This window comes from Streptomyces sp. NPDC059003 (assembly GCF_042740445.1).
In the GTDB taxonomy this organism is placed as follows: Bacteria; Actinomycetota; Actinomycetes; order Streptomycetales; family Streptomycetaceae; genus Streptomyces.
The window spans coordinates 1-24,067 of record NZ_JBHYJH010000049.1 but is presented as its reverse complement, the minus strand read 5'-3'; the positions used below and the strand labels follow the sequence as shown (position 1 = coordinate 24,067).

The window sequence follows — 24,067 nt, the reverse complement described above, 5'->3', positions numbered from 1 at the left end:
ATGGGCGGCATGGCGAAGACCGGTACGACGACCCAGGGGCTGCGCGCGGCGATCGAGCGCAGCGGCTACTACCCGGCCCTCGTGGCCGAGGCGGTGGAGGCCGCGATCGGCGGCGAGACCATCGGGTCGTACCTGGTCCACCAGGAGACCACGTTCGACGCGAACGAGGTCCGCCGCCATGTGACGGTTCTCGTCCTCACGGACAACCGCTTCATCGTCAGCCACACCGACGAGCAGGCGGCCGACAGCACCTCCCCGACGCCGTACGCCACCACGTCCACGGAATCCGTGAAGATCGGCCGGATCTCGTCGGTGGTCGTCAGCCGTGTCGTCGCCAACCCTGAGAAGTACGTCCCCGGCTCCCTGCCCCGCGAGGTCGTCCTCACCATCGGCTGGGGCGCCGTCTCCCGCATCGACCTGGAGCCCGCCGCCTGCGGCGACCCCAACTGCGAAGCGGACCACGGCTACACCGGCAGCTCCACCGCCGACGACCTCAGCCTGCGCGTCAGCGAGGCCGGCGACGGCCCCGACGCCGTACGCCAGACCCTCGCCTTCGCCCAGGCGCTCTCCGAGGCCACCGCCGCCACCGGCGCAGGCGCGGACACCCGCCGCTGATGGTCACTGCCGACTGGGACGAAGCGGAACCCCTCGCCCTCACGACCGCACCCCTGCCCGCCTACGGCACGGCATCGCTCGCCGACCTGCTGCCCACCCTCGTCGCGCACCAGGAAGTCGACGGGTTCGCGCCCGTCATCCCCGAGCTCGCCCCCGCCGACCGCGCCTGCGTGTTCCTCATCGACGGCCTCGGCTGGGAACAGCTGCGCGCCCACCCCGCCGAAGCGCCCTTCCTGACCTCGCTGCTCGCGTCCTCGCGCGGCGGCACCGGACGCCCCATCACCGCGGGCTTCCCCGCCACCACGGCGACATCCCTCGCCTCCGTAGGCACCGGATTGCCCCCGGGGGCCCACGGCCTGCCCGGCTACACCGCGCGCAACCCCGACACCGGCGAGCTCATGAACCAGCTCCGCTGGAAGCCGTGGACCGACCCGCACGCCTGGCAGCCCTACCCCACGATCTTCCAGCGCGCCCACGACGCGGGCGTCCACACCGCCCAGGTGTCCTCACCCACCTTCGAGCACACCCCGCTCACCAAGGTCGCCCTCAGCGGCGGCACCTTCCGCGGCCGCCTCTCCGGAGAGGACCGCATGGACCTCGCCGCCGAGCAACTCGCCGCCGGGGACCGCTCCCTGGTGTACACGTACTACGCCGAAGTCGACGGCAAGGGGCACCGCTTCGGCGTCGACTCCGACCCCTGGCGCGGCCAGCTCATGTACGTCGACCGGCTCGCCCAGCGCCTCGCCGAACAGCTCCCGCCGCGCACCGCCCTGTACATCACCGCCGACCACGGGATGCTCGACATCCCCTTCGACGACACGTCGCGCATCGACTTCGACGAGGACTGGGAGCTGCGCGCCGGCGTCGCCCTGCTCGGCGGCGAGGGCCGCGCCCGCCACGTCTACGCCGTGCCCGGCGCGGAGTCCGACGTGCTAGCCGTGTGGCGCGAAGTCCTGGGGGACCGGTTCTGGGTCGCCGGGCGCGACGAGGCCGTCGCGGCCGGGTGGTTCGGGCCGCACGTCGACGAGCGCGTCCACGGACGCATCGGCGACGTCGTCGCCGCCGCCCACGACGACGTCCTCATCATCGCCTCGGAGCGGGAGCCCAAGGAGTCCGCGATGGTCGGCAACCACGGCTCCATGACCCCCGCCGAACAACTCGTGCCGCTGCTCGAAGTGCGCACCTGAACCCGCCGCCCGGACCCGGGCCCCGCAGCCCGACCGCCGCCCCTGTGCACCACTCCGGCGGCACCCCACGCCCTCACCCCCACGCCCTCACCTCCACCGAAAGGCCCTCGACTCCCCATGCCCGAGCTGGTGTTCTTCTCCGGAACGATGGACTGCGGAAAGAGCACCCTCGCTCTGCAGATCGAGCACAACCGCTCGGCCCGCGGCCTGGCCGGGCTCATCTTCACCCGCAACGACCGCGCGGGCGAGGGCAAGCTCTCCTCCCGGCTCGGCCTGGTCACCGACGCCATCGAGACCGGCGACGACTTCGACTTCTACGCCCACCTGGTCGACCACCTCTCCCAGGGCGGCCGGGCCGACTACGTGATCGCGGACGAGGCGCAGTTCCTCACCCCCGAGCAGGTCGACCAGCTCGGACGCGTCGTCGACGACCTGGACCTCGACGTCTTCGCGTTCGGCATCACCACGGACTTCCGCACCAAACTCTTCCCCGGCTCCCAGCGCCTGGTCGAACTCGCCGACCGCGTCGAGGTGCTCCAGGTCGAGTCCCTGTGCTGGTGCGGCGCCCGCGCCACGCACCATGCCCGCACCGTCCGCGGCGAGATGGTCGTCGAGGGCGCCCAGGTCGTCGTCGGCGACGTCGACCGGACCCCGGACGAGGTCGGCTACGAGGTGCTGTGCCGCAGACACCACCGGCGCCGCATGACGGCCGCGTCCGCGCGCGCGGGCGCCCTGTCCCCCGACGTACTGCCGGTCGACGCCGTCGCGCGCCCCTAGGCCCCGTCGCGGGGCCGCTCCGTCCGCACCAGCGTGAAGAGCGCGCCCTCCGGGTCCGCGACCGTCGCGATCCGTCCGTGCGTACCGGCACGGGCCGCATGGACGACATGGCCGCCGAGCGCGGTCACCCGGTCCACGCCCTCGTCCACGTCCGCCGTCTCGAAGTACGTCATCCAGTGCGCACCCCGGTCGCGCGGCAGCGCCTGCCCGACGCCGTGCACCGACGCCACCGCCTGCCCCTCCAGGAAGAGGGTCAGATAGTCCACGTCGGAGGAGACGGCCGCCTCTTCGGTGTAGCCGAACAGGGTCCGGTAGAACTTCGACACCTCCACCGTCTCCCGCGTCACCAGCTCGTTCCAGGCGGGCGCGCCGGGCACCCCGACCACCGCCATCCCCAGGTGCGCGGCGGCCTGCCAGATCCCGAACACCGCGCCCGCCGGGTCCGACGCGATCACCATGCGCCCGGCCTCGCCCGCGTCCAGCGGCCCCACACCGACCGTCCCGCCGCAGTGCCGCGCCGTCTCCGCCGTGACGTCCGCGTCGTCCGACGCCAGGTACGGGGTCCACGCGATGGGCAGGTGCCGGTCGGGCGGCAGCTGCCCGATGCCGGCCACCTCACAGCCGTCGAGCATCGCCCGCACATAGGGCCCGAGCTGCTGCGGCCCCGGCTGGTACGTCCAGCCGAAGAGCGCCGCGTAGAACTCCTGGGTCGCGGCCAGGTCGTGTGCCATCAGGCTCACCCAGCAGGGCGTGCCGGGCGTACGCCGCGCGGTCCGTACGCACCGGCCGACCGGCCGCCGTGCCTCGGTCATCGTCACTCTCTCCTCGGGCCCTCGTGGTGCCACTCCGCTTCGCTTCGCCTTACGAACGCGCGTACCCAGCTCGCGCGCATGCCCGCCCGTGCAGATGCTCGCACCCCGCGTCGTCCAGCGCTTCCGGGCCGCGCCGCCCTGGTCGGCTTCCTGGTGGAGGGTGCCCGAAAAGTCACTGCTCATCCGTTAACGCGCGGTTGCCGAGCCGTGTCTGTCTGCGGTACGCGGTGTGCCCACTTCAGCACGCCGCGTGTTCGGGCGTGGTCCGGCCGAGCAGGGTAGCCGGACCTGGGCGCGGCGGCCACCCCGTACGCAAGGATGGGGCCTATGAATGCCATCATCTCCGCATCCGAACTCGCGAGCGACCTGGAGGGCGGGAATCCGCCAGTGCTGCTCGACGTCCGCTGGCAGCTCGGTGGCCCGAATCTGCGGTCCGCCTACGAGGAGGCGCACATCCCGTCTGCCGTGTTCGTCGATCTGGACGCCGACCTGGCGGGTCCGGCCGGTTCCGGGGGCCGGCATCCGCTGCCGGAAGTCGACCGGTTCGGCGCCGTGATGCGGGCGGCGGGCGTGTCGGGGGACCGGGACGTCGTTGTGTACGACGGCGGGCAGGGCTGGGCCGCGGCGCGCGCCTGGTGGCTGCTGCGCTGGACGGGTCACCCGTCGGTGCGGGTCCTTGACGGCGGGCTCGGCGCGTGGACGGGCGCGCTGGAGTCCGGTGACGTGCGACCGGCGGCGGAGGGCGCGTTCACGCCCGTGCCGGAGTCCGTGGCCCGCCTGGACGCGGACGGCGCGGCCGCGCTTGCCCGCTCGGGTCTGCTCCTGGACGCGCGTGCCGCCGAGCGCTACCGGGGCGACGTGGAGCCCATCGACCGCGTCGGCGGCCACATCCCGGGCGCCGTGTCCGCGCCCACGACGGAGAACGTCACGGACGACGGCCGCTTCCGCCCCGCCGACGAGCTGGCGGCCCGCTTCACGTCCCTGGGGGCGTCCGGTGCGTCCGGTGTTTCCGAGGTCGGCGTCTACTGCGGCTCGGGCGTCTCCGGGGCCCATGAGGTCCTGGCGCTCGCGGTGGCGGGCATTCCGGCCGCGCTGTACGTCGGTTCCTGGTCGGAGTGGTCGTCGGACCCGGCGCGCCCGGTGGCGACGGGGCCGGAGCCGCAGTAGCCCGTATCCCCGGGGGAGTCCCTCTCTCCGGAGGGGCGGCGCTCATCGCGTCCCTCCGGGGATGCCGTGCAGGCAAAGTGAAGGGCCCGTACGGATCGTGCGTACGGGCCCTTCACGCTGCCTGGTCGGCGTGCGCGCGCTCGTCAGTCCTGCTTCTTGCGCCGCGTGCCGAACACGATCTCGTCCCAGCTCGGGACCGCGGCACGGCGGCCGGGGCGGACGCCGTCGGCCTCGGCCTGGCGGTCCGTGGAGCCGACGAGGCGCTCGCGGTGGCTGGCCACGGCGCGCGGCATCAGGACGTCCGCGTACGCGGAGCCGGCCGATGCCGCGGTCGCAGGCGGCTCCTCGGCCTCCGGCTCCTGCTCGGGCTCCTCCTGCTGCTGCGCGGAGGGCAGTTCGGCGGGGGCCGTGGTGGGGCGCTCCGGGACGACCATGTCGCCACGGAAGCTCGGCACCGCCTCCAGGAGGCTGGTGAGCGAGTCGCGCTCCTGCTCTGCGATGGCGCTGCCCGGGCTCGTGGGTTCCTCGGCGGGCTCCGGCGCGGGCGTGCCCGGCCGGTCGCCGACGCGGTCGAGCGGCCGGTCGCGGGGCAGCCGGGCGATGCGCGGCACGAACGGGAAGCTGGGCTCGGGCGCGGCGATGTCGTCGGTCTCGCCGATCAGGGCGCGGGCCTCGTCGTCGACGGCCTGGACAAGCCGCCGGGGCGGGTCGTACGTCCAGCTCGCGGAGTGCGGCTCGGTGGCGACGCGGTAGACGAGCAGGACTTCCCAGGTGCCGTCGTCGCGGCGCCAGGAGTCCCACTGGACGGATTCCTTGTCGGCGCCGCGCAGCAGCAGCCGCTCCTGGACGGCCTCGCCGAGCTGGGGTCCGGTGTTCTCGCCGGGGCGGCGCACGGGGGTCTTGCGGGCCCGCTCCGCCATGAAGGCGCGCTCGGCGAGCACGGGTCCTTCGAAGCGGCGTACGCGGTCGACGGGGATGCCGGCGAGCGAGGCGACTTCTTCCGCGCTGGCTCCGGCGCGTATACGTGCCTGGATGTCGCGGGGGCGGAGGTGGCTCTCGACCTCGATCTCGATCTGGCCGAGACGCGGCCGGTCGCCGCGGACGGCGGCGCGGAGCCGTTCGTCGATCGGAAGCGTGTACTCCGTGCTGTCCGCAGCCTTCAGCACCAGCCGTGTGCCGTCGTTGCTGACGGCCACGACACGCAGTTCGGGCATGGGGACCTCCCGGGTGGTGCCTGCCGACGTCACGTGCGTCGCTGCTTCCGCTAGTCGAGTGTGGCCTGCCCGGGTGCAGCCTGCCACAACCTTGCCGAGTTGCCCGGCGTGTCGGGCATGGGCCCTGGATCGCCGTTATGGCACGGTTACCTATTCGCAACGCTAAGTGACCAACTTCGTCACCCTGTGCAGCGAGCCCCCTCCCGGCGGTCCTGGTTGGCCCCGGGCACCCTGGCTGGAGACCGGACCCAGGGCTCGCAACACTACTCCATTCGGGGCACTCGGGTGGACCGGCACGCCGCCGAACTTCTCCCGGGGGAAGGGAGTTGGCTCTGGTGGGCGGCGCACGGCCCCCGCGCATGGGTGGCGCTCTTCACGTAAACGTCAGAAACGGAACTATTCGCTTCGGGCGTACGTCCCTTTCTCATATGGCTCGCGCAGCTCGTGTGGTGACGCGTAGTTCATGCGCCGACACGTGAGTCATGCGTTGAGGCGAGATAAGTCGGGTCGGTCCGACTTGAGGCGCATTGAGTCGAGAAAGGAAGGCAAGGGTCCGAGATGCGGGGAAAGCCGGACACCGGCGCGCGGGCGAAGGGCGCGTCGCTGAACACGCCTGAGGGCACGTCGGAGGACGCGTCGGACGAGGAGCAGCAGAAGAAGAAGCGGCTCGATCTGAGCGTGCCGCAGGTGGCGGGCAGCGCCGTGGCCGCCGTGCTCGCCGCGAAGCTCGCGTCCAGCTTCGGCGTCTACGGAACGATTCTCGGCGCGGGCCTGGTGAGCGGCATCGCCACCTGCGGCGGCACGGTCTTCCAGCACTTCTTCAAGCGCACGGGCGAGCAGATACGCGACGTCGCGGTGCAGGCCAAGCCGAAGGCGCAGCAGGTGCCGGTGACGGCCGCCACCCCCGTCCCCGAGGCGTTCAGAGCGGCGCCCGCACAGGCCCGGCCCCCGGCGGTTCCCACGGCACACGGGACGTACGGCCACGGCTACGCGACCGGCACGGGCCCGGTGACCACGACGTGGGGCAGGCAGCCGACGGGCCACGCCGCCCCGGACGCCGACCCGACCACCGCGCTGCCGCACGTGGGCGCCGCCGACCCGACCGCCCTGCTGCCGCACGTCGGTGACGCCGCCGCGACGACCGCGCTGCCTCATGTCGGTGACGCCGATCCGACGACCGCGCTGCCGCACGTCGGGGACGCCGATGCGACCACCGTGCTGCCGTACGCCGATGACGCCGACAGGACCCGGCTCCTCGGCTCCGTCGACGCCGCGGGACCGGTGCCGCGCGACCAGGGGACCCGGGCGCTGCGCCAGGCGGGCCCCGCGGGTCCGGGCGAACCGCCGCTCCCTTCGGACGAGTTCACCGAGGGCACGACGCACCGCGCGCGGGTGACCAGCTGGAAGCGGCCCCTGGTCGGTGCCGCGGTCGTCTTCGGCGTCGCCCTCGCCGGGATCACCACGTACGAGCTGGTGAGCGGGCAGAGCTTCAGCGGTGACGGCAAGAGCACGTCGGTCGTGGACTTCGTGAAGGGAAACAACTCTTCGTCCAAGTCCGACGACAAGCCGTCGACCGACCACTCCGACGAGCCGTCCGACGACGGCACCTCGGGCAAGGACGACGGCTCCCAGCAGGGCGACGGCACCGGCAAGGACCCGAGCGGCACGCCCTCGCCGGACAACGGCGGCGGCACGGACACCGGGTCGGACACCGGCAAGGACCAGGGCGGCAACACCGACAACGGCGGTGACAAGGGCGACGGCGGCGACAAGGGCGACGGCGGCTCCAAGCCGACCCCGACGCCCACCCCCACGCCGACGCCGACCCCCACGCCCACGCCCTCGAACGGCGGCGGCTCCGGAGACGACGGACAGCAACAGCAGCAGACCCCGGAGCAGTGACCCTCAGTCGCCCAGGACCCGCCGCAGATAGGCGTTGCCGAACACGCGGTCCGGGTCGAGCCGGTCGCGCAGGGCCGTGAACTCGGCGAAGCGCGGATAGGCCTTCGCGAAGTACTCGGCGTCGCGCGAGTGGAGCTTGCCCCAGTGGGGCCGCCCTCCATGGGCGACGAAGATCCGCTCCGCGGCGCTGAAGTACGTACGGAACGGCGTGCCCTTGTACATGTGCACGGCGATGTACGCGCTGTCGCGGCCCGACGCCGTGGAGAGCGTGATGTCGTCGGCGGGTGCCGTGCGGACCTCCACGGGGAAGCTGACGCGCAGCGGGGAGCGGTCGATCATCGTCTTCAGCTCCCGCAGCGCGGGGACGAGTGCCTCGCGCGGCACGGCGTACTCCATCTCCACGAAGCGCACGCGGCGCGGGCTGGTGAAGACCTTGTAGGGGATGTCCGTGTAGGTGCGGGCGGACAGGGCCTTGCTGGAGATCCTGGCGATGGCCGGGATGGTGGCGGGCACGGCCCTGCCGAGCGAATTGACCACCTGGAAGAGGCCGTTGGAGAGGAGTTCGTCCTCTACGAAGGAGCTGATCGCGCTGGGCGGGGCGGCGGGGCCCAGACTGCGGTTGTTGCGCTTGGTGTTGCAGTTGTCCGTGTGGGGGAACCAGTAGAACTCGAAGTGCTCGTTCTCGGCGACGAGTTCGTCGAACGCCGTGGTGACCTGGTCGAAGGTCATCGGTTCCTCGCGGGCCCTGAGGAAGAAAAGGGGCTCTACGGAGAGGGTGATCGCGGTGATGACGCCGAGCGCGCCGAGGCCGACACGGGCGGCGGCGAAGACGTCGGGGTGCTCGTCCCGGGAGCAGGTGAGGACGTCGCCGTCCGCGGTGACCAGTTCCAGGGCCGTGATCTGGGCGGCTATGGAGGCCGAGTCGCGGCCCGTGCCGTGCGTTCCGGTGCTGACCGCGCCGGAGACGGTCTGCTCCATGATGTCGCCCATGTTCGTGAGCGACAGGCCCTCGCGGGCGAGCGCGGCGTTCAGGCGCTTCAGAGGGGTGCCGGCCTCCACGGTCACGGTGCCTGCCGCGCGGTCGATCCTGCGGATGCCGGTGAGCAGGTCCGGGCGGACCAGCAGGCCGTCGGTCGCGGCGGTGGCCGTGAAGGAGTGACCGGTGCCGACCGGCTTCACCGTGAGGCCGTCGGCCCTGGCCGCGCGGACGGCGGTGACGAGTTCGTCGACCGACGCGGGCGTGGCCTCGCGCGCGGGCCGGGAGGTGATGTTGCCCGCCCAGTTACGCCACGCCGCTCGACTCCTCCCGCTGGTCGCTCCCGCGCCCGTTCCCCTGCTGCCCGTTCCCGTGCTCATGGGTCCCTCCCCGTCGCGGAACCGGCCTCTTCAGCCGGCGATACCCCAGGAATCCGACCGCCACCGCGACGGCCCCGGACACACCGGGGACCGCGTACCCGGCGCTCGGCCCCGCGGCGTCGATCACCCAGCCGGCCACGGAGGAGCCGAGCGCAATCCCGACGGCGAGTCCGGTGCTGACCCAGGTCATGCCCTCGGTCAGCTTCGCGCGTGGTACGTGCTGTTCCACGAGGGCCATGGTCGTGATCATCGTCGGCGCGATGGACAGGCCCGCGAGGAAGAGCGCCGCGGCCAGGAACGGCAGGTTCCCGACCAATTGAAGCGGGATCATACTCACGGCCATCGCGCAGACACCCAGCAGCCAGCGCCGCGCGGGCGCCCCCTTGAAGTGCACGAGCCCGAAGGCGACTCCCGCGAGGCACGAGCCGAGCGCGTACACGGCGAGCACCAGGCTCGCGGCGCTCTTGTGGCCCTGCTCCTCGGCGAAGGCCACCGTGACCACGTCCACGGCCCCGAAGATGGTGCCCGTCGCGACGAACGTGGCGACCAGGACCTGCAGACCGGGGGAGCGCAGGGCGGAGCCGCCGGTGTGGTGCTCGCGCGGATGCGGCACCGGCTCGGTGGCCCGCTGCGACGTCAGCCAGAACGTGCCCACGGCCAGGAACACGGCGGCGAGCAGCGGCCCGGCCTCGGGGAACCACACGGTGGACAGGCCGATCGAGATGATCGGCCCGAAGATGAAGCAGACCTCGTCGACGACGGACTCGAAGGAGTACGCCGTGTGCAGCTGCGGGGTGCCGTGGTAGATGGCCGCCCAGCGGGAGCGGATCATGGAGCCCAGGCTGGGCACGGCACCGGCGAGCCCCGCGAAGACGAACAGGGTCCAGTCCGGGAGCTCGAACTTCGCGGCGAGGAGCAGTCCGGTCACGGCGGCGAGCGACACCAGGGTGGCGGGTCTGAGCACCCGGCGCTGGCCGTGCCGGTCCACCAGGCGCGAGATCTGCGGGCCGATCGCCGCGGCGGACAGCGCGACCGTCGCCGACAGGGCGCCCGCGAGGCCGTACCGGCCGGTCAGCTGGGAGATCATCGTCACGATGCCGATGCCCATCATGGACAGCGGCATCCGGCCTATGAAGCCTGCGGCCGAGAACCCCTTGGTGCCGGGGGCGGCGAAGATGGCGCGGTAGGGGCTCGGCACGTGGACTCCGCGGGGCTGCCGGAGCGGGCTCGGCGGAGCGGCCCCGGTAAGGCGTGAAGATGGCTGATACAGGTTACGGCCGCGGGGCCCCGGAGCGCACTGCGGTTTTCCGTTCTGCGGTTTTCCCTTCCGCGGCGGCGGGCTCGCGACCGGGCAGCCCCGCCGGACAGCTCCGCCGGACAGCGGGCAGTGTCCCGGTTGTCAGTGGCGGGTGGCAGGATCAAAGACATGTCCGACGCGCTGGATCCCACGCTCGATCCCACTCCGTACGACGCCCTGCTGCTGCTCTCGTTCGGCGGCCCCGAGGGCCCGGACGACGTCGTCCCGTTCCTGGAGAACGTGACGCGCGGCCGCGGCATCCCCAAGGAGCGCCTGAAGGAGGTGGGGCAGCACTACTTCCTGTTCGGCGGCGTCAGCCCCATCAACGACCAGAACAGAGCGCTGCTCGACGCCCTGCGCAAGGACTTCGCGGAGCACGGCCTGGACCTCCCGGTGTACTGGGGCAACCGCAACTGGGCGCCGTACCTGACGGACACGCTGCGGGACATGGTGCGCGACGGCCGCCGCCGCATCCTCGTGCTCGCCACCAGCGCGTACGCGTCGTACTCGGGCTGCAGGCAGTACCGCGAGAACCTCGCGGACGCCCTCGCCGCGCTCCGCGAGGAGGGCCTGGAGCCGCCGCGCGTGGACAAGCTGCGGCACTACTTCAACCACCCGGGCTTCGTGCGGCCCATGGTCGACGGCGTCCTGGCGTCCCTCGCCGACCTCCCGGAGGCGGTGCGCGACGGCGCCCACCTGGCCTTCACGACGCACTCCATCCCGACGGCCGCGGCCGACACGTCGGGCCCGGCCGCCGACCACGGCGACGGCGGGGCGTACGTGAAGCAGCACCTGGACGTGGCCCGGGTCATCGCCGACGCGGTGCGCGAGGAGACCGGCGTGGACCGCCCCTGGGAGCTCGTCTACCAGTCGCGCAGCGGCGCCCCGCACATTCCGTGGCTGGAGCCCGACATCTGTGATCACCTGGAGGAGCGGCACGAGGCGGGGGCGCCCGCCGTGGTGATGGTCCCCATCGGCTTCGTGTCGGACCACATGGAGGTGCTGTACGACCTCGACACCGAGGCCACGGCGAAGGCGGCGGAGCTGGGCCTGCCGGTCCGCCGCTCGGCCACCGTCGGCGCCGACCAGCGGTTCGCCGCCGCGGTGCGCGAGCTCGTCCTGGAGCGCGCCGCCGCCGAGAGCGGACGCACGGTGACCCCGTGCGCCCTGGGCGCCCTCGGCGCGAGCCACGACCTGTGTCCGGTGGGCTGCTGCCCGGCCCGCACCCCGAAGCCCGCCGCCGCGGGTGCCGACAGCCCGTTCGCGTAAGGAGCCCCCGTGACCGACCCCGCCGCATCGGACCCCCTGAAGGCCGAGCTGCTCACCGTCGCCCTGGAGGCCGCGCTCCGGGCCGGCGAGCTGCTGCGCGACGGCCGCCCGGAGGACCTGGGGGTGGCCGCCACCAAGACCAGCGCCGTCGACGTCGTCACCGAGATGGACATCGCGTCCGAGAAGCTGATCACGGACTTCCTGGCCGAGCGCAGGCCCGACGACGGGGTGCTCGGCGAGGAGGGCGCGAGCTCCGAGGGCAGCAGCGGCGTCCAGTGGGTGATCGACCCGATCGACGGCACCGTCAACTACCTCTACGGCCGCCAGGACTGGGCGGTGTCCATCGCGGCCCGCAAGGACGGCGAGACCCTCGTCGGCGTCGTCCACGCACCCGTGCGCGGCGAGACGTACCGGGCGGTGCTCAGCGAGGGCGCCTGGGTCAACGACAGGCGGCTGCGGGTCCGCCCCGCGCCCCCGTTCGAGCAGGCGCTGATCGGCACCGGCTTCGGGTACGTCGCGCGGCGCCGCGCCCAGCAGGCCGAGGTCGTCCGGCGGCTGCTTCCGGACGTGCGGGACATCCGGCGCGCCGGCTCGGCGGCCATCGACCTGTGCGACGTGGCGGCGGGCCGCCTGGACGCGTACTACGAGCGCGGCCTGAACCCCTGGGACTTCGCGGCCGGAGAGCTCGTCGCCCGCGAGGCGGGCGCGCTCACCGGCGGCCGCCCCGGCGAGGCCGTCTCCGGCGAGCTGACGGTGGCGGGCCCGCCCGGCCTCTTCGAGCCCCTCCAGGCCTTCCTGGACAAGCACGGCGCCTGGCACGACTGACCCGGACGCGCGAGAGGGCCCCGGCACCCCTGGAGTGGGTGCCGGGGCCCTCGCGCGCTGAGCGGGGTCGGACAGGAGGGTCAGGAGCTCGGAGCGGCGACCTCCACGCCGTGCTCGGCGGCCAGGCGGTGGAGGTCCTCCAGCTCGCCCAGCTCGACCTCGGCCAGGAACTCGTCGCCCGTCTCGCGGGCACGGGTGAGGTCGGACTCCGTGGCCTTTATGCGCTGCAGGAGACCTGCGGTGAATGCGTCCATGGTTGCGCCCCCTCGGCTGGGTCGTGGATCGGTGGCACGGGGGTGTGCCCTTGGAAAGGGGCGATCACGTCCGACGCCGCCGCTGTGGAAAGCAGGTCGTGGCGCGTCACATACGAAGCGTGATCGCGGGTGTAAGGCCGTCCTCCCCAGAGCCCTCGCCACGGAAACCTCAACAGGCCGAGAAAGTCCCGCATTCCGGGGCCCGGAGCCCGTCTTACAGCCGGTTTATGGCCGAAAGGGGCAGGATGGAGGTCTCAACCCCACGTAGAGACCTGCCCCGCCGCGACCGTGCGCGGGTGCACAGAGGAAGGACAAGCGACGTGCGCGTACTCGTCGTCGAGGACGAGCAGCTGCTCGCCGATGCGGTGGCCACCGGACTGCGCCGGGAGGCCATGGCCGTCGACGTCGTGTACGACGGTGCGGCCGCCCTGGAGCGCATCGGCGTGAACGACTACGACGTGGTCGTCCTGGACCGCGACCTCCCGGTCGTCCACGGCGACGACGTCTGCCGCAAGATCGTCGAGCTCGGCATGCCCACGCGCGTGCTGATGCTCACCGCGTCCGGCGACGTCAGCGACCGCGTCGAGGGCCTGGAGATCGGCGCCGACGACTATCTCCCCAAGCCCTTCGCGTTCAGCGAGCTCACGGCCCGTGTGCGCGCCCTCGGGCGGCGCACGAGCGTGCCGCTGCCGCCCGTCCTGGAGCGCGCCGGCATCAAGCTCGACCCGAACCGCCGCGAGGTGTTCCGCGAGGGCCGGGAGATCCAGCTGGCGCCCAAGGAGTTCGCGGTCCTCGAGGTGCTGATGCGCAGCGAGGGCGCCGTGGTCTCCGCCGAGCAGCTCCTGGAGAAGGCCTGGGACGAGAACACGGACCCGTTCACGAACGTCGTCCGGGTCACGGTCATGACCCTGCGCCGCAAGCTCGGTGAGCCCGCCGTCATCGTGACCGTGCCGGGCTCCGGCTACCGGATCTGACGGCGGTGGCCGCGACACCCGCGCCCCCGGCGGCGCCCCCGAAGCCGACCTGGGACCCCAGGAAGGCCGACATGCCCTTCCCGTGGCTGCGCCCCACCATCCGCATAAGGCTCACGCTGCTGTACGGCGGCATGTTCCTGATCGCGGGCATCCTGCTCCTCTCGATCATCTACCTCCTCGCGGCGCAGGCCCTGAACACGGGCAACGAGCCGCTGTACAAGATCGTGAGCGGCCGGGAGATCAAGGTCACCAGCGACAACTGCTCGCGGGCGTCGGCGGGCAATCTGACGCTCTCCCAGTTCAACTCCGCGATCAGCGTCTGCACCGACCACCAGCGCCAGGCCGCCCTGGACAACCTCCTCAGCCGCTCCCTGCTTGCGCTGCTCGGCCTGGCCGTGATCGCCTTCGCCTTCGGGTACGCGATGGCGGGCCGCGTCCTGTCGCCGCTCGGCCGCATCACGCGCACCGCGCGCCGGGTGGCGGGCACGGACCTGACCCGCCGCATCGAACTGGACGGCCCCGACGACGAGTTGAAGGAGCTCTCCGACACCTTCGACGAGATGCTGGACCGTCTGGAGCGGGCCTTCACGGCCCAGCAGCGGTTCGTCGCGAACGCCTCGCACGAGCTGCGCACGCCCCTGGCGATCAACCGCACCCTCCTCGAGGTGCAGCTCTCCGACCCCCAGGCGCCGCCCGAGCTCCAGCAGCTGGGCAAGACGCTGCTCGCCACCAACGAGCGCAGCGAGCAGCTCGTGGAGGGCCTGCTGCTGCTCGCCCGCAGCGACAACCAGATCGTGGAGCGCAAGCCCGTGGACCTCGCCGAGGTCGCCAACCGCGCCGTCGACCAGGTGCGGTCCGAGGCCGAGGAGAAGGGCGTCGAGATCCGCGGCGAGCGCGGCCTCGCGGTCGTCCAGGGCAACGGCGTCCTCCTGGAGCGCATCGCCCTGAACCTGGTCCAGAACGCCGTCCGGTACAACGTGAAGAATCAAGAGGGGCAGGGCGAAGCCCTTCAGAACAAGGGTGATGGCGGGCGACGGGAGGGCGGCTGGGTCGAGGTGACCACGGAGTCGCAGCACGGCCAGGCCGTCCTTGTGGTGACCAATACGGGCCCGGTGGTGCCCGCGTACGAGATCGACAACCTCTTCGAGCCCTTCCGCAGGCTCCGCACGGAGCGGACGGGCAGCGACAAGGGGGTGGGTCTCGGCCTGTCCATCGCCCGGTCGGTGGCGCGCGCCCACGGGGGCCGTATCATCGCGGAGCCGCGCGAGGGGGGTGGGCTCGTGATGCGAGTCACCCTGCCGATCTGAGATGCTGCCGCCGACACGGCAGGATGTTCGCTTTGCGCGGAATTTTCGGGATCTGATCCTGGAGATTTCGTGTGTGATCGATCACAGGAGCGAATTTTTGGCCATCTACTCTCCGTGACTGCGAAAGTCGTCGGAAAGCCGGGAAAATCCGGGTTTTCGGGGGTCTTGATCACGGGAAGTACACGGGGTGGCGCCCGTGAAGTGCGACATTCGGACCGTGTACGGTCCCGATCGCCATCCAAACCGATCACCTCTTCAGGGGTGCGGTTGGGTGTCGATTGAGTAACAGACCTTGATGTGAGGCAAAATCTCCGCCTCAGGTCGGGCACAAGTCCGGCCTCTCACGCGTTACGTGCGCTGAGACACCGCAGACACCCAGAGGGGGAGAGCGACATGGCAACGGACTACGACACCCCACGCAAGACCGACGACGACGTCGACTCGGACAGCCTTGAAGAACTGAAGGCCCGGCGGAACGACAAGTCGGCTTCGGCCGTCGACGTCGACGAATTCGAGGCCGCCGAGGGCCTGGAACTGCCCGGCGCGGACCTGTCCAACGAGGAGCTCGCCGTGCGCGTGCTCCCCAAGCAGCAGGACGAGTTCACGTGCATGAGCTGCTTCCTGGTGCACCACCGCAGTCAGCTGGCCCGCGAGAAGAACGGCCAGCCGATCTGCCGCGACTGCGACTGAGGCAGGGTCGGCCGTGACTGGCTCGACCCCGCCCCGGAAGAACCGCTTCGGCGACCACGGAGCGGACGCAGCGGTGCCCGACGGCGCGACGGACGGCGAGCGGGGCCCTGGGGCCTCGCTCAAGCCCGCCGACGCCGCGCGGCACGGCAGGGACACCACGGGCCCCCAGGGGGCCCAGGACGCCGCGGAGACGGCGTACGCAGCGGTTCCGGCCCTGGTGCGCGGAACGGCCCTCGAACAGCCGCACCGAGCCGCCGTGGAGGCCGCGGACGGCACCACGACGGGCCCCGGCGCGGCGGCGGGAGACGAGCGGCCCTCGACCAGGGGCAAGCGTTTCGCCGCCGTCTCGAGCGGCCTCAAGAACGGGGTGCGCCGCGGTGGCCGCGGCGCCAAGGCCGGCATCGGCTATCTCGCCGACCGGATCATCGAGAACGCCCCGCGGGTCCCGGTCCGCGACCTGGCGACCCTCCGCAAGCAGTTCCCGGGCCTCGGCCCCGAGGAGCTCGCGGACAAACTCATCGCGGGCGCGGCGAACGCGTCCTCCACGGTGGGCGCGGGCGTCGGCGCGGCGGCCATGCTGCCGGTGCCGCCCGCGATGCCCGCCGAGCTCGCCGCCGAGATCACCGGCGTCGCCGCGGTCGAGCTGAAGCTCATCGCCGAGCTGCACGAGGTGTACGGGCGGCGTCCGCCCGGGAACCTGAAGGAGCGCAGCACCGCGTACCTGCGGTCGTGGACCGACGAGCGCGGGATCGACGTCGTCAAGCCGACGTCGATCAATGCCGCGCTCGGCAGCCAGATGAAGCGGGAGCTGCGTCAGCAGATCATGAAGCGCATGGTGCGGAACCTGCCGAACCTGCTGCCGTTCATGGTGGGCGCGGCGGTCGGTGCGTTCATGAACCGGCGTGACACGAAGAAGCTCGCGGAGCGCGTTCGCGCGGACCTGCGCCGTTCCCAGGTGCCCTGGGACTCGCTGAGGGAGCTGCCGCCCTTGACCGGCCCCACGGGGCTGGAGGCCTGAGGCCCCCGTCTAGGACGCCCGCACGGATTCCAGCGCCGCCGCCAGTGCCTCCGGGTGCCTCGTCGACACGTACACGTACGGCGTCGGGTCCTCGGGGTCCGTCACCTCTACCCGCAGGGCCGTCGGGATGTAGCTGCGCAGGAGCATGAAGGCGCGCGGGTCCGCCTTGTGGGTGCGCCAGGCGCGCGTCTCGGCCTCGTCCAGGGGCTCGGGGGTGCCGAGCGCCGACACCGGGATCTTCGCGTCACCCGCGACCAGGGAGCCCGCCACCACCCGGATCCGCACCGAGCCGTACGAGCTGGTGAGCACCGCCGCGAGGGCCGTGCCGCCGACCAGGCCGCCCAGGAGCGGCAGCGTGCCGAACGGGAGCATCGTGAGGCCCGCCGCGATACCGACGAGGACCGAGACGAGCCACCACGAACGGGGCGCGGTCAGGCGTTCTTCGTAAGGCTGCATGAAGCCAAGCTTGGCATGGTGCGCGACGGTCGCTGACGCGGAGGTAAGGTCTGCGCCTGTGAGTGGTACATCTGCAGCTCTGACGCCTCCGGCCGACGCGATAGCGCCCGTCCGGCACCCCGACGCGCCCGCGCCGGGCGAGCTCATCGGCGCGCACTACGCGCTCTGCTTCGGGTGCGGGGGAGGGCAGGCCCACGGCCTCCACCTGGAGGCGCGCGCCGGCGAAGGCGTGGCGATCACCGCCGAGTTCACGGTGCGCGAGGAGCACCAGGGCGCTCCGGGGCTCGCGCACGGCGGAGTCCTCGCCACCGCCCTCGACGAGACGCTCGGCTCCCTGAACTGGCTGCTGCGGGTGATCGCCGTGACCGGACGCCTGGAGACCGACTTCCGGCGGCCGGTGCCGGTCGGCACGGTGCTGCACCTGGACGCCGAGGTCACCGCCGTCGCCGGGCGGAAGATCTACTCGACGGCCACCGGCCGGATCGGCGGCCCCGAAGGACCCGTCGCCGTGCGTGCCGACGCCCTCTTCATCGAGGTGAAGGTGGACCACTTCATCGACAACGGCCGCCCCCAGGAGATCCAGGCGGCCATGAACGACCCGGACCAGATCCGCCGCGCCCGCGCCTTCGAGGTGAACCCGTGACCCACCCTGCCCCTTTGGACGTCCTCATCCGGCGCGTCGACCCCGATGTACCGCTGCCGTCGTACGCGATGCCCGGCGACGCCGGGGCCGACCTGCGGACGACCGAGCCGTACGAACTCGCGCCCGGTGAACGGGCGGTGCTGCCGACGGGGGTGTCTATCGCCCTGCCCGAGGGGTACGCGGCCTTCGTGCACCCGCGGTCCGGCCTCGCCGCCCGCTGCGGTGTCGCCATGGTGAATGCCCCGGGGACGATTGATGCCGGGTACCGTGGGGAGATCAAGGTGATCGTGGTGAATCTCGACCCGCGCGAGAGCGTGCGGTTCGAGCGCTTCGACCGGATTGCCCAACTGGTCGTCCAGCGGGTCGAGAAGGTGCGCTTCCAGGAGGTGGCGGAGCTTCCCGGCTCGGTGCGGGCCGAGGGGGGCTTCGGGTCCACCGGCGGTCATGCCGCCGTGGGCGTCAGCTCGGGTGAACAAACGGGTGGGAATCGATACGCGTCGGTCGTATCCGACCGGGAAGGACAGTGACGTGTTCGGACGTCGCAAGAAGAGTGGTGCCGCCGAGGACGCGGCGGGCGAGGCCGAGCAGGTCGTCGACAGCGCCGAGAGCGGCGAGGACGCGGCGGCGCAGCGGGTACGCCTTGAGCCGGAGCCGCGGCCGGACGGGCCCTGGGACGCCTCCGAGGTCCGTGAGCCCGGCGAGGGCCGGGTCGACCTGGGCGGTCTGTTCGTGCCGGGGGTCGAGGGCATGGAGCTGCGCGTGGAGGTCGCGGGCGACGCGATCGTCGCGGCCACCGTCGTCCTCCAGGACAGCGCCATCCAGCTGCAGGGCTTCGCCGCCCCGAAGCGGGAGGGCATCTGGGGCGAGGTCCGCGAGGAGATCGCCTCCGGGATCACGCAGCAGGGCGGTGTCATCGACGAGGTCGAGGGACCGCTCGGCTGGGAGCTGCGCGCCCAGGTGCCGGTGCAGCTGCCGGACGGCACGGGCGGCTTCCAGGTCGTCAGGTTCGTCGGTGTGGACGGTCCGCGCTGGTTCCTGCGCGGGGTGATCTCCGGGCAGGGCGCGGTGCAGCCGCAGGCGGCGGGGCTCCTGGAGCAGATCTTCCGGGACACGGTCGTCGTCCGCGGCGAGGGCCCGATGGCCCCGCGCGACCCGATCGTCCTCAAGCTGCCGGACGACGCGCAGATGGTGCCGGAGGGTGTCCAGCAGGAGGACCAGGAGACCTCGCGGTTCTCGGGCGGCATGGGCCAGCTCGCGCGCGGTCCCGAGATCACCGAGGTCCGCTGAGCGCGCGCCCCGGCCGGGCGTCGACTCCGGCCGGGCCGCCCGCCGCGGTAACCGGACACAGCTGACCTAAATAGGTGCGAGCCGATGGGCCGTACTCCCTTATGGGGGTGCGGCCCATCGGCGTTTTTCCTGGTCCAGGAGAAAGCCGTAAGAGATTCGTCAACGCGACGCCCATGCCCGTAAGGGAGCCGTCAACGGCGATCGAAACCCGCCAACGAAGCGGTTTCCTCAACACGTCAGGAAATCCGAATCTCATCTAGGAGCACACGATGGCCGACGTGGCCTTCGTCGTCACCACGATCGCGGTCTTCGCGCTGGTGGCCCTCGTCGCCAAGGGGGTGGCGAAGCTGTGACTGCCGAAAACATCGTCGGCCTGATCGTGGCCGTCGCCCTTCTGGGCTATCTCGTCCTCGCCCTTGTGTTCCCGGAGAGGTTCTGAGTCCACAAATGAGTCCCGTCCTCGCTGGTGTGCTCCAGCTGCTCGCGCTCATCGCCGCGCTGGCCCTCGCATACCGTCCCCTCGGCGACTACATGGCCGGCGTCTACTCGTCCGACAAGCACCTGCGCGTCGAGAAGTGGATCTACAAGGCCATCGGTGCCAACCCCAGCACCGAAATGCGCTGGCCCGCCTATCTCCGCGGCGTGCTCGCCTTCTCCGCGGCCAGCATGCTTTTCCTGTATCTGCTCCAGCGGCTCCAGGGCTCGCTGCCGGGCTCCCTCGGCTTCAAGGCCATCGACCCGGACCAGGCGTTCAACACCGCCGCGTCCTTCACCGCCAACACCAACTGGCAGTCGTACTACGGCGAGCAGGCCATGGGCCACGTCGTGCAGACCGGTGGCCTCGCGGTGCAGAACTTCGTCTCCGCGGCCGTCGGCATCGCCGTCGCCGTGGCGCTCGTACGCGGCTTCGCGCGCTCGCGCACCGGTGAGCTCGGCAACTTCTGGGCCGACCTGGTGCGCGGTGTCGTCCGCATCCTGATCCCGATCTCCGTGATCGGTGCGCTCGTCCTCGTCGCGTGCGGCGCGATCCAGAACTTCTCCGGCATCCACGAGGTCGGCCAGTTCATGGGCGGCAAGCAGGAGTGGAACGGCGGCGCGGTCGCCTCGCAGGAGGTCATCAAGGAGCTGGGCACGAACGGCGGCGGTTACTTCAACGCCAACTCCGCCCACCCCTTCGAGAACCCGAACCCGATCTCGAACCTCTTCGAGATCTTCCTGATCCTCGTCATCCCGTTCGCCCTGACCCGGACCTTCGGCAAGATGGTCGGCTCGGTCAAGCAGGGCTACGCGATCCTCGCGACGATGGCGACGATCTGGATCGGCTTCACCGCCCTGATGATGTGGACCGAGTTCCACCACGGCGGCCCGGCGTTCGACCTCGCGGGCGGCGCGACGGAGGGCAAGGAGACCCGCTTCGGCATCGGCGGCTCGGCGATCTTCTCGGTCGCCACCACGCTCACCTCGACCGGTGCGGTGAACTCCTTCCACTCCTCCAACACCGGTTTCGGCGGTGGCATCGACCTCCTCGGCATGCAGCTCGGCGAGATCGCGCCCGGCGGCACCGGCTCCGGCCTCTACGGCATGCTCATCATGGCGATCATCGCGGTCTTCATCGCGGGTCTCATGGTCGGCCGCACGCCCGAGTACCTGGGCAAGAAGATCGGCACCCGGGAGATCAAGCTCGCGGCCTGCTACATCCTCGTCACGCCCGCGCTCGTCCTCGGCTTCACCGGCGCCTCCCTGGCCCTGGACACGCCGAAGAACTCGATGCTCAACAGCGGCGCACACGGATTCTCCGAGATCCTGTACGCCTTCACCTCGGGCGCCAACAACAACGGCTCGGCCTTCGGCGGCCTGAACGCGGACACGCAGTGGTTCAACACCACGATCGGTCTCGCGATGCTCCTCGGCCGGTTCCTGCCGATGGTGTTCGTCCTCGCGCTCGCCGGTTCGCTGGCCGAGCAGAAGCCGATCCCGGCGACGGCGGGCACGCTCCGTACGGAGAAGCCGCTGTTCACGGGTCTGCTGGTCGGCACCATCATGATCATCACCGGTCTGACGTACTTCCCGGCGCTCGCGCTCGGTCCGCTCGCCGAGGGTCTCGCGTCATGACCACCGAAACCAGGAAGCAAGAGGAGCGCAGCTCCATGACCACCGCTACTCCCACGCGCGCGCCGCACCAGGACGTGCCGACCGGCCACAAGCCGGACGACGGCAAGGTCGGCGGCGGTCTGTTCGACCCCAAGCAGCTCCTGAAGTCGTTCCCGGACGCCATCAAGAAGCTCGACCCGCGGGTGATGATCAAGTCCCCCGTGATGTTCGTGGTCCTGATCGGCTCGGTGCTCACCACCGTCCTCGCCTTCAAGGACCCCGGTGACTGGTTCGGCTGGGCGATCGCCGCGTGGCTGTGGCTGACCACGATCTTCGCGAACCTCGCGGAGGCGGTCGCCGAGGGCCGCGGCAAGGCCCAGGCCGACACGCTGCGCAAGGCCAAGACCGACACGGTCGCGCGCCGCCTGTCCGCCGACGGCAAGACCGAGGAGCAGGTGCCCGGCACCCAGCTCAAGATCGGCGACCTGGTCGTCTGCGAGGCCGGCGACGTCATCCCCGGCGACGGCGACGTCGTCGAGGGCGTCGCGAGCGTCGACGAGTCGGCGATCACCGGCGAGTCCGCCCCGGTCATCCGCGAGTCCGGCGGTGACAGGTCCGCGGTCACGGGCGGTACGAAGGTCCTCTCCGACCGCGTCGTCATCAAGATCACGACGAAGCCCGGCGAGACCTTCATCGACCGGATGATCAACCTGGTCGAGGGCGCGGCCCGGCAGAAGACGCCCAACGAGATCGCGCTGAACATCCTGCTCGCCTCGCTGACCATCGTCTTCCTGCTCGCCGTCGTCACGCTGCAGCCGTTCGCGGTGTACGCGGGCGCCGAGCAGTCCATGATCGTGCTCGCTGCCCTGCTCGTCTGCCTGATCCCGACGACGATCGGCGCGCTGCTCTCCGCGATCGGCATCGCGGGCATGGACCGCCTGGTCCAGCGCAACGTCCTCGCGATGTCCGGGCGCGCCGTCGAGGCCGCCGGTGACGTCTCCACGCTGCTGCTCGACAAGACGGGCACCATCACCCTCGGCAACCGCCAGGCCTCCGAGTTCGTGCCGGTGCGCGGCACCACCGAGGCCGAGGTGGCCGACGCCGCCCAGCTCTCCTCGCTCGCCGACGAGACGCCCGAGGGCCGCTCCATCGTCGTGCTCGCCAAGGAGAAGTACGGCCTGCGCGAGCGCCACCAGGGCGAGCTGAACGACGCCGAGTGGATCGCCTTCACCGCCCAGACCCGGATGTCGGGTGTGGACGTCGACGGGCGCAAGGTCCGCAAGGGCGCGACCGGCTCGGTCGCCGCCTGGGTCGTGGAACGCGGTGGCACGGTCACCGACGAGGCCCAGGAGCTCACCGACAAGATCTCGCAGGCGGGCGGCACGCCGCTGCTCGTGGCGATCGAGGACACCGACGGTGCCCGCGTGCTCGGCGTCATCCACCTCAAGGACGTCGTCAAGGAGGGCATGCGGGAGCGGTTCGACGAGCTGCGCCGCATGGGCATCAAGACCGTCATGATCACGGGTGACAACCCGCTGACGGCCAAGGCCATCGCCGACGAGGCGGGCGTGGACGACTTCCTCGCGGAGGCCACGCCCGAGGACAAGATGGCGCTCATCAAGCGCGAGCAGGCGGGCGGCAAGCTCGTCGCGATGACGGGTGACGGCACCAACGACGCCCCGGCGCTCGCGCAGGCCGACGTCGGCGTGGCCATGAACACCGGTACCTCGGCCGCCAAGGAGGCCGGGAACATGGTGGACCTGGACTCCAACCCGACGAAGCTCATCGAGATCGTGGAGATCGGCAAGCAGCTGCTGATCACCCGTGGCGCCCTGACGACCTTCTCGATCGCCAACGACGTCGCGAAGTACTTCGCGATCATCCCGGCGATGTTCGCGGTGGTCTACCCGGGCCTGGACAAGCTCAACATCATGGACCTGTCCAGCCCCAAGTCCGCGATCCTGTCGGCCGTCATCTTCAACGCGCTGATCATCGTGGCCCTGGTGCCGCTGGCCCTGAAGGGCGTGCAGTACCGGCCGATGAGCGCGGACAAGATGCTGCGGCGCAACCTCGGGGTCTACGGCCTCGGCGGTCTGGTCGCGCCGTTCATCGGCATCAAGCTCATCGACCTGATCATCTCTCTCATCCCTGGCATTGGGTGACTTGGCATGAATAACTCCGTGGGAAACACCGCCCGGTTGCTGGGCGCCGGCCTGCGCGCCGTGCTCGTCCTGACCGTGGTCTGCGGCGTGATCTACCCGCTCGTCGTCACCGGTATCGCCCAGGCCGTCTTCAACAACAAGGCCAACGGCTCCGAGATCAAGGACGGCGGCAAGGTCGTCGGCTCCGAGCTCATCGGCCAGCGCTACGACCTGCCCCTGAAGAAGGGCCAGGAGACGCCGGACCCGGACCTGAAGTGGTTCCAGCCCCGGCCGTCCAACGGGCTCGGCACCAACAGCGTGAACACGCAGTACAAGCTGATCCTGTCGGGCGCGACCAACCTCGCGGGCGACTCCGGGACCATGAAGGACAAGGACGGCAAGGAGGTCTGCGACCCCAAGGCCGAGGAAGGCCTGTGCGCCCAGGTGAAGGCCGCGCAGGACGCCGTCATCAAGGACAACTCGACCGCGGACTTCAAGGTCAAGGCGTCCGACATCCCGGCGGAGGCCGTCACGTCCTCCGGCTCGGGCCTCGACCCGCACATCTCGCCGAAGTACGCCGACCTGCAGGTGCACCGGATCGCCGACAAGAACGGCCTGGACGTCAAGGACGTGCAGAAGCTCGTCGACGACCACACCGACGGCCGCATCCTCGGCTTCATGGGTGAGCCCCGGGTGAACGTCCTGAAGCTCAACATCGCCCTGAAGCACCTGGTGGCGGACAAGGGCTGACCCTGCCCGCACCCGCCTGGCGCACGGCCCGTGGC

General features: G+C 71.3%; 24 protein-coding genes. 18 read left to right on the top strand and 6 right to left on the bottom strand.

Going from position 1 to position 24,067, the window contains the following annotated elements:
* Window positions 1-9 precede the first annotated feature (9 nt).
* The 3 genes from ACFWZ5_RS19070 (at window position 10) to ACFWZ5_RS19060 (ending at window position 2,579) form a co-directional block, all read left to right on the top strand.
* Complete coding sequence (locus ACFWZ5_RS19070; RefSeq protein WP_384792287.1) at window positions 10-615, top strand: DUF5998 family protein; 606 nt, start codon at window positions 10-12, stop codon at window positions 613-615.
* Window positions 615-1,802, top strand: a complete 1,188-nt coding sequence (locus ACFWZ5_RS19065) for an alkaline phosphatase family protein (protein ID WP_384792284.1) — start codon at window positions 615-617, stop codon at window positions 1,800-1,802. Before ACFWZ5_RS19070 ends, ACFWZ5_RS19065 begins: the two co-directional genes overlap by 1 nt.
* A gap of 117 nt (window positions 1,803-1,919) precedes the next feature.
* Entirely contained in the window at window positions 1,920-2,579 is a 660-nt protein-coding gene (locus tag ACFWZ5_RS19060; protein ID WP_384792281.1) for a thymidine kinase, read from the top strand.
* Here ACFWZ5_RS19060 and ACFWZ5_RS19055 read toward each other — a convergent pair.
* Window positions 2,576-3,391 carry a VOC family protein gene (locus ACFWZ5_RS19055; RefSeq protein ID WP_384792278.1) on the bottom strand — a complete coding sequence of 272 codons (816 nt, stop codon included), beginning with the start codon at window positions 3,389-3,391 and terminating at the stop codon, window positions 2,576-2,578. The genes ACFWZ5_RS19060 and ACFWZ5_RS19055 overlap by 4 nt on opposite strands.
* A 327-nt stretch (window positions 3,392-3,718) precedes the next feature.
* Here ACFWZ5_RS19055 and ACFWZ5_RS19050 point away from each other — a divergent pair, with 327 nt between their 5' ends.
* On the top strand, window positions 3,719-4,558 hold the full coding sequence (locus ACFWZ5_RS19050) for a sulfurtransferase (protein WP_384792275.1): 840 nt from the start codon (window positions 3,719-3,721) through the stop codon (window positions 4,556-4,558).
* A 143-nt stretch (window positions 4,559-4,701) separates the two neighbouring features.
* On the opposite strand, the gene sepH is transcribed toward ACFWZ5_RS19050, so the two are convergent.
* Window positions 4,702-5,772 (bottom strand): septation protein SepH, encoded by a 1,071-nt coding sequence (gene sepH, locus ACFWZ5_RS19045; RefSeq protein ID WP_384792272.1) that lies wholly within the window; start codon window positions 5,770-5,772, stop codon window positions 4,702-4,704.
* A gap of 558 nt (window positions 5,773-6,330) precedes the next feature.
* Here sepH and ACFWZ5_RS19040 point away from each other — a divergent pair.
* Window positions 6,331-7,674: a hypothetical protein gene (locus tag ACFWZ5_RS19040; RefSeq protein WP_384792269.1), complete on the top strand. Its 1,344-nt coding sequence runs from the start codon at window positions 6,331-6,333 to the stop codon at window positions 7,672-7,674.
* Window positions 7,675-7,677: 3 nt separating this feature from the next.
* Here ACFWZ5_RS19040 and ACFWZ5_RS19035 read toward each other — a convergent pair whose 3' ends face one another.
* On the bottom strand, window positions 7,678-9,030 hold the full coding sequence (locus ACFWZ5_RS19035; protein ID WP_384792266.1) for a D-arabinono-1,4-lactone oxidase: 1,353 nt from the start codon (window positions 9,028-9,030) through the stop codon (window positions 7,678-7,680).
* Window positions 8,957-10,228: an MFS transporter gene (locus ACFWZ5_RS19030; protein ID WP_384792263.1), complete on the bottom strand. Its 1,272-nt coding sequence runs from the start codon at window positions 10,226-10,228 to the stop codon at window positions 8,957-8,959. The genes ACFWZ5_RS19035 and ACFWZ5_RS19030 overlap by 74 nt, the downstream gene beginning before the upstream one ends.
* Window positions 10,229-10,456: 228 nt before the next feature.
* Between ACFWZ5_RS19030 and ACFWZ5_RS19025 the strand changes: the two genes are divergently transcribed.
* Complete coding sequence (locus ACFWZ5_RS19025) at window positions 10,457-11,596, top strand: ferrochelatase (protein ID WP_384792260.1); 1,140 nt, start codon at window positions 10,457-10,459, stop codon at window positions 11,594-11,596.
* A 9-nt stretch (window positions 11,597-11,605) separates the two neighbouring features.
* Window positions 11,606-12,421 (top strand): inositol monophosphatase family protein, encoded by an 816-nt coding sequence (locus ACFWZ5_RS19020; protein ID WP_384792257.1) that lies wholly within the window; start codon window positions 11,606-11,608, stop codon window positions 12,419-12,421.
* An 80-nt stretch (window positions 12,422-12,501) separates the two neighbouring features.
* Here the strand turns inward: ACFWZ5_RS19020 and ACFWZ5_RS19015 are convergent, their stop codons facing one another.
* Entirely contained in the window at window positions 12,502-12,675 is a 174-nt protein-coding gene (locus tag ACFWZ5_RS19015) for a hypothetical protein (RefSeq protein ID WP_384792254.1), read from the bottom strand.
* A 320-nt stretch (window positions 12,676-12,995) separates the two neighbouring features.
* Between ACFWZ5_RS19015 and ACFWZ5_RS19010 the strand changes: the two genes are divergently transcribed.
* The 4 genes from ACFWZ5_RS19010 (at window position 12,996) to ACFWZ5_RS18995 (ending at window position 16,664) form a co-directional block, all read left to right on the top strand.
* On the top strand, window positions 12,996-13,649 hold the full coding sequence (locus ACFWZ5_RS19010) for a response regulator transcription factor (protein WP_138962241.1): 654 nt from the start codon (window positions 12,996-12,998) through the stop codon (window positions 13,647-13,649).
* 5 nt (window positions 13,650-13,654) lie between these two features.
* Window positions 13,655-14,956: a sensor histidine kinase gene (locus ACFWZ5_RS19005; protein WP_384792251.1), complete on the top strand. Its 1,302-nt coding sequence runs from the start codon at window positions 13,655-13,657 to the stop codon at window positions 14,954-14,956.
* A 393-nt stretch (window positions 14,957-15,349) separates the two neighbouring features.
* Entirely contained in the window at window positions 15,350-15,646 is a 297-nt protein-coding gene (locus ACFWZ5_RS19000; protein WP_003993510.1) for a DUF4193 domain-containing protein, read from the top strand.
* Window positions 15,647-15,659: 13 nt separating this feature from the next.
* The gene (locus ACFWZ5_RS18995) at window positions 15,660-16,664 is read left to right on the top strand and encodes a hypothetical protein (protein ID WP_384792248.1); all 1,005 of its coding nucleotides are present in this window, start codon (window positions 15,660-15,662) and stop codon (window positions 16,662-16,664) included.
* A gap of 9 nt (window positions 16,665-16,673) precedes the next feature.
* On the opposite strand, the gene ACFWZ5_RS18990 is transcribed toward ACFWZ5_RS18995, so the two are convergent.
* Window positions 16,674-17,120 carry a DUF3093 domain-containing protein gene (locus ACFWZ5_RS18990; protein ID WP_384792246.1) on the bottom strand — a complete coding sequence of 149 codons (447 nt, stop codon included), beginning with the start codon at window positions 17,118-17,120 and terminating at the stop codon, window positions 16,674-16,676.
* Between the two features lie 58 nt (window positions 17,121-17,178).
* On the opposite strand from ACFWZ5_RS18990, the gene ACFWZ5_RS18985 reads away from it, so the two are divergent.
* The 7 genes from ACFWZ5_RS18985 to ACFWZ5_RS18955 all read left to right on the top strand — a co-directional run bounded on the left by ACFWZ5_RS18985 (window position 17,179) and on the right by ACFWZ5_RS18955 (window position 24,032).
* Complete coding sequence (locus tag ACFWZ5_RS18985; RefSeq protein WP_384792243.1) at window positions 17,179-17,763, top strand: PaaI family thioesterase; 585 nt, start codon at window positions 17,179-17,181, stop codon at window positions 17,761-17,763.
* Entirely contained in the window at window positions 17,760-18,290 is a 531-nt protein-coding gene (gene dut / locus ACFWZ5_RS18980) for a dUTP diphosphatase (RefSeq protein ID WP_384792240.1), read from the top strand. Before ACFWZ5_RS18985 ends, dut begins: the two co-directional genes overlap by 4 nt.
* A gap of 1 nt (window position 18,291) precedes the next feature.
* A complete protein-coding gene (locus tag ACFWZ5_RS18975; protein ID WP_384792237.1) occupies window positions 18,292-19,050 on the top strand; it encodes a DUF3710 domain-containing protein in 759 nt (252 codons plus the stop codon).
* A 349-nt stretch (window positions 19,051-19,399) separates the two neighbouring features.
* Window positions 19,400-19,489, top strand: a complete 90-nt coding sequence (gene kdpF, locus ACFWZ5_RS18970) for a K(+)-transporting ATPase subunit F (protein ID WP_055544543.1) — start codon at window positions 19,400-19,402, stop codon at window positions 19,487-19,489.
* Window positions 19,490-19,497: 8 nt separating this feature from the next.
* Entirely contained in the window at window positions 19,498-21,162 is a 1,665-nt protein-coding gene (gene kdpA, locus ACFWZ5_RS18965) for a potassium-transporting ATPase subunit KdpA (RefSeq protein WP_384792234.1), read from the top strand.
* Window positions 21,159-23,303, top strand: coding sequence for a potassium-transporting ATPase subunit KdpB (gene kdpB, locus ACFWZ5_RS18960; protein ID WP_384792231.1), 2,145 nt, complete (start codon window positions 21,159-21,161; stop codon window positions 23,301-23,303). Before kdpA ends, kdpB begins: the two co-directional genes overlap by 4 nt.
* Before the next feature lie 6 nt (window positions 23,304-23,309).
* Window positions 23,310-24,032 carry a potassium-transporting ATPase subunit C gene (locus ACFWZ5_RS18955; protein ID WP_384792229.1) on the top strand — a complete coding sequence of 241 codons (723 nt, stop codon included), beginning with the start codon at window positions 23,310-23,312 and terminating at the stop codon, window positions 24,030-24,032.
* The last annotated feature ends 35 nt before the right edge of the window (window positions 24,033-24,067 follow it).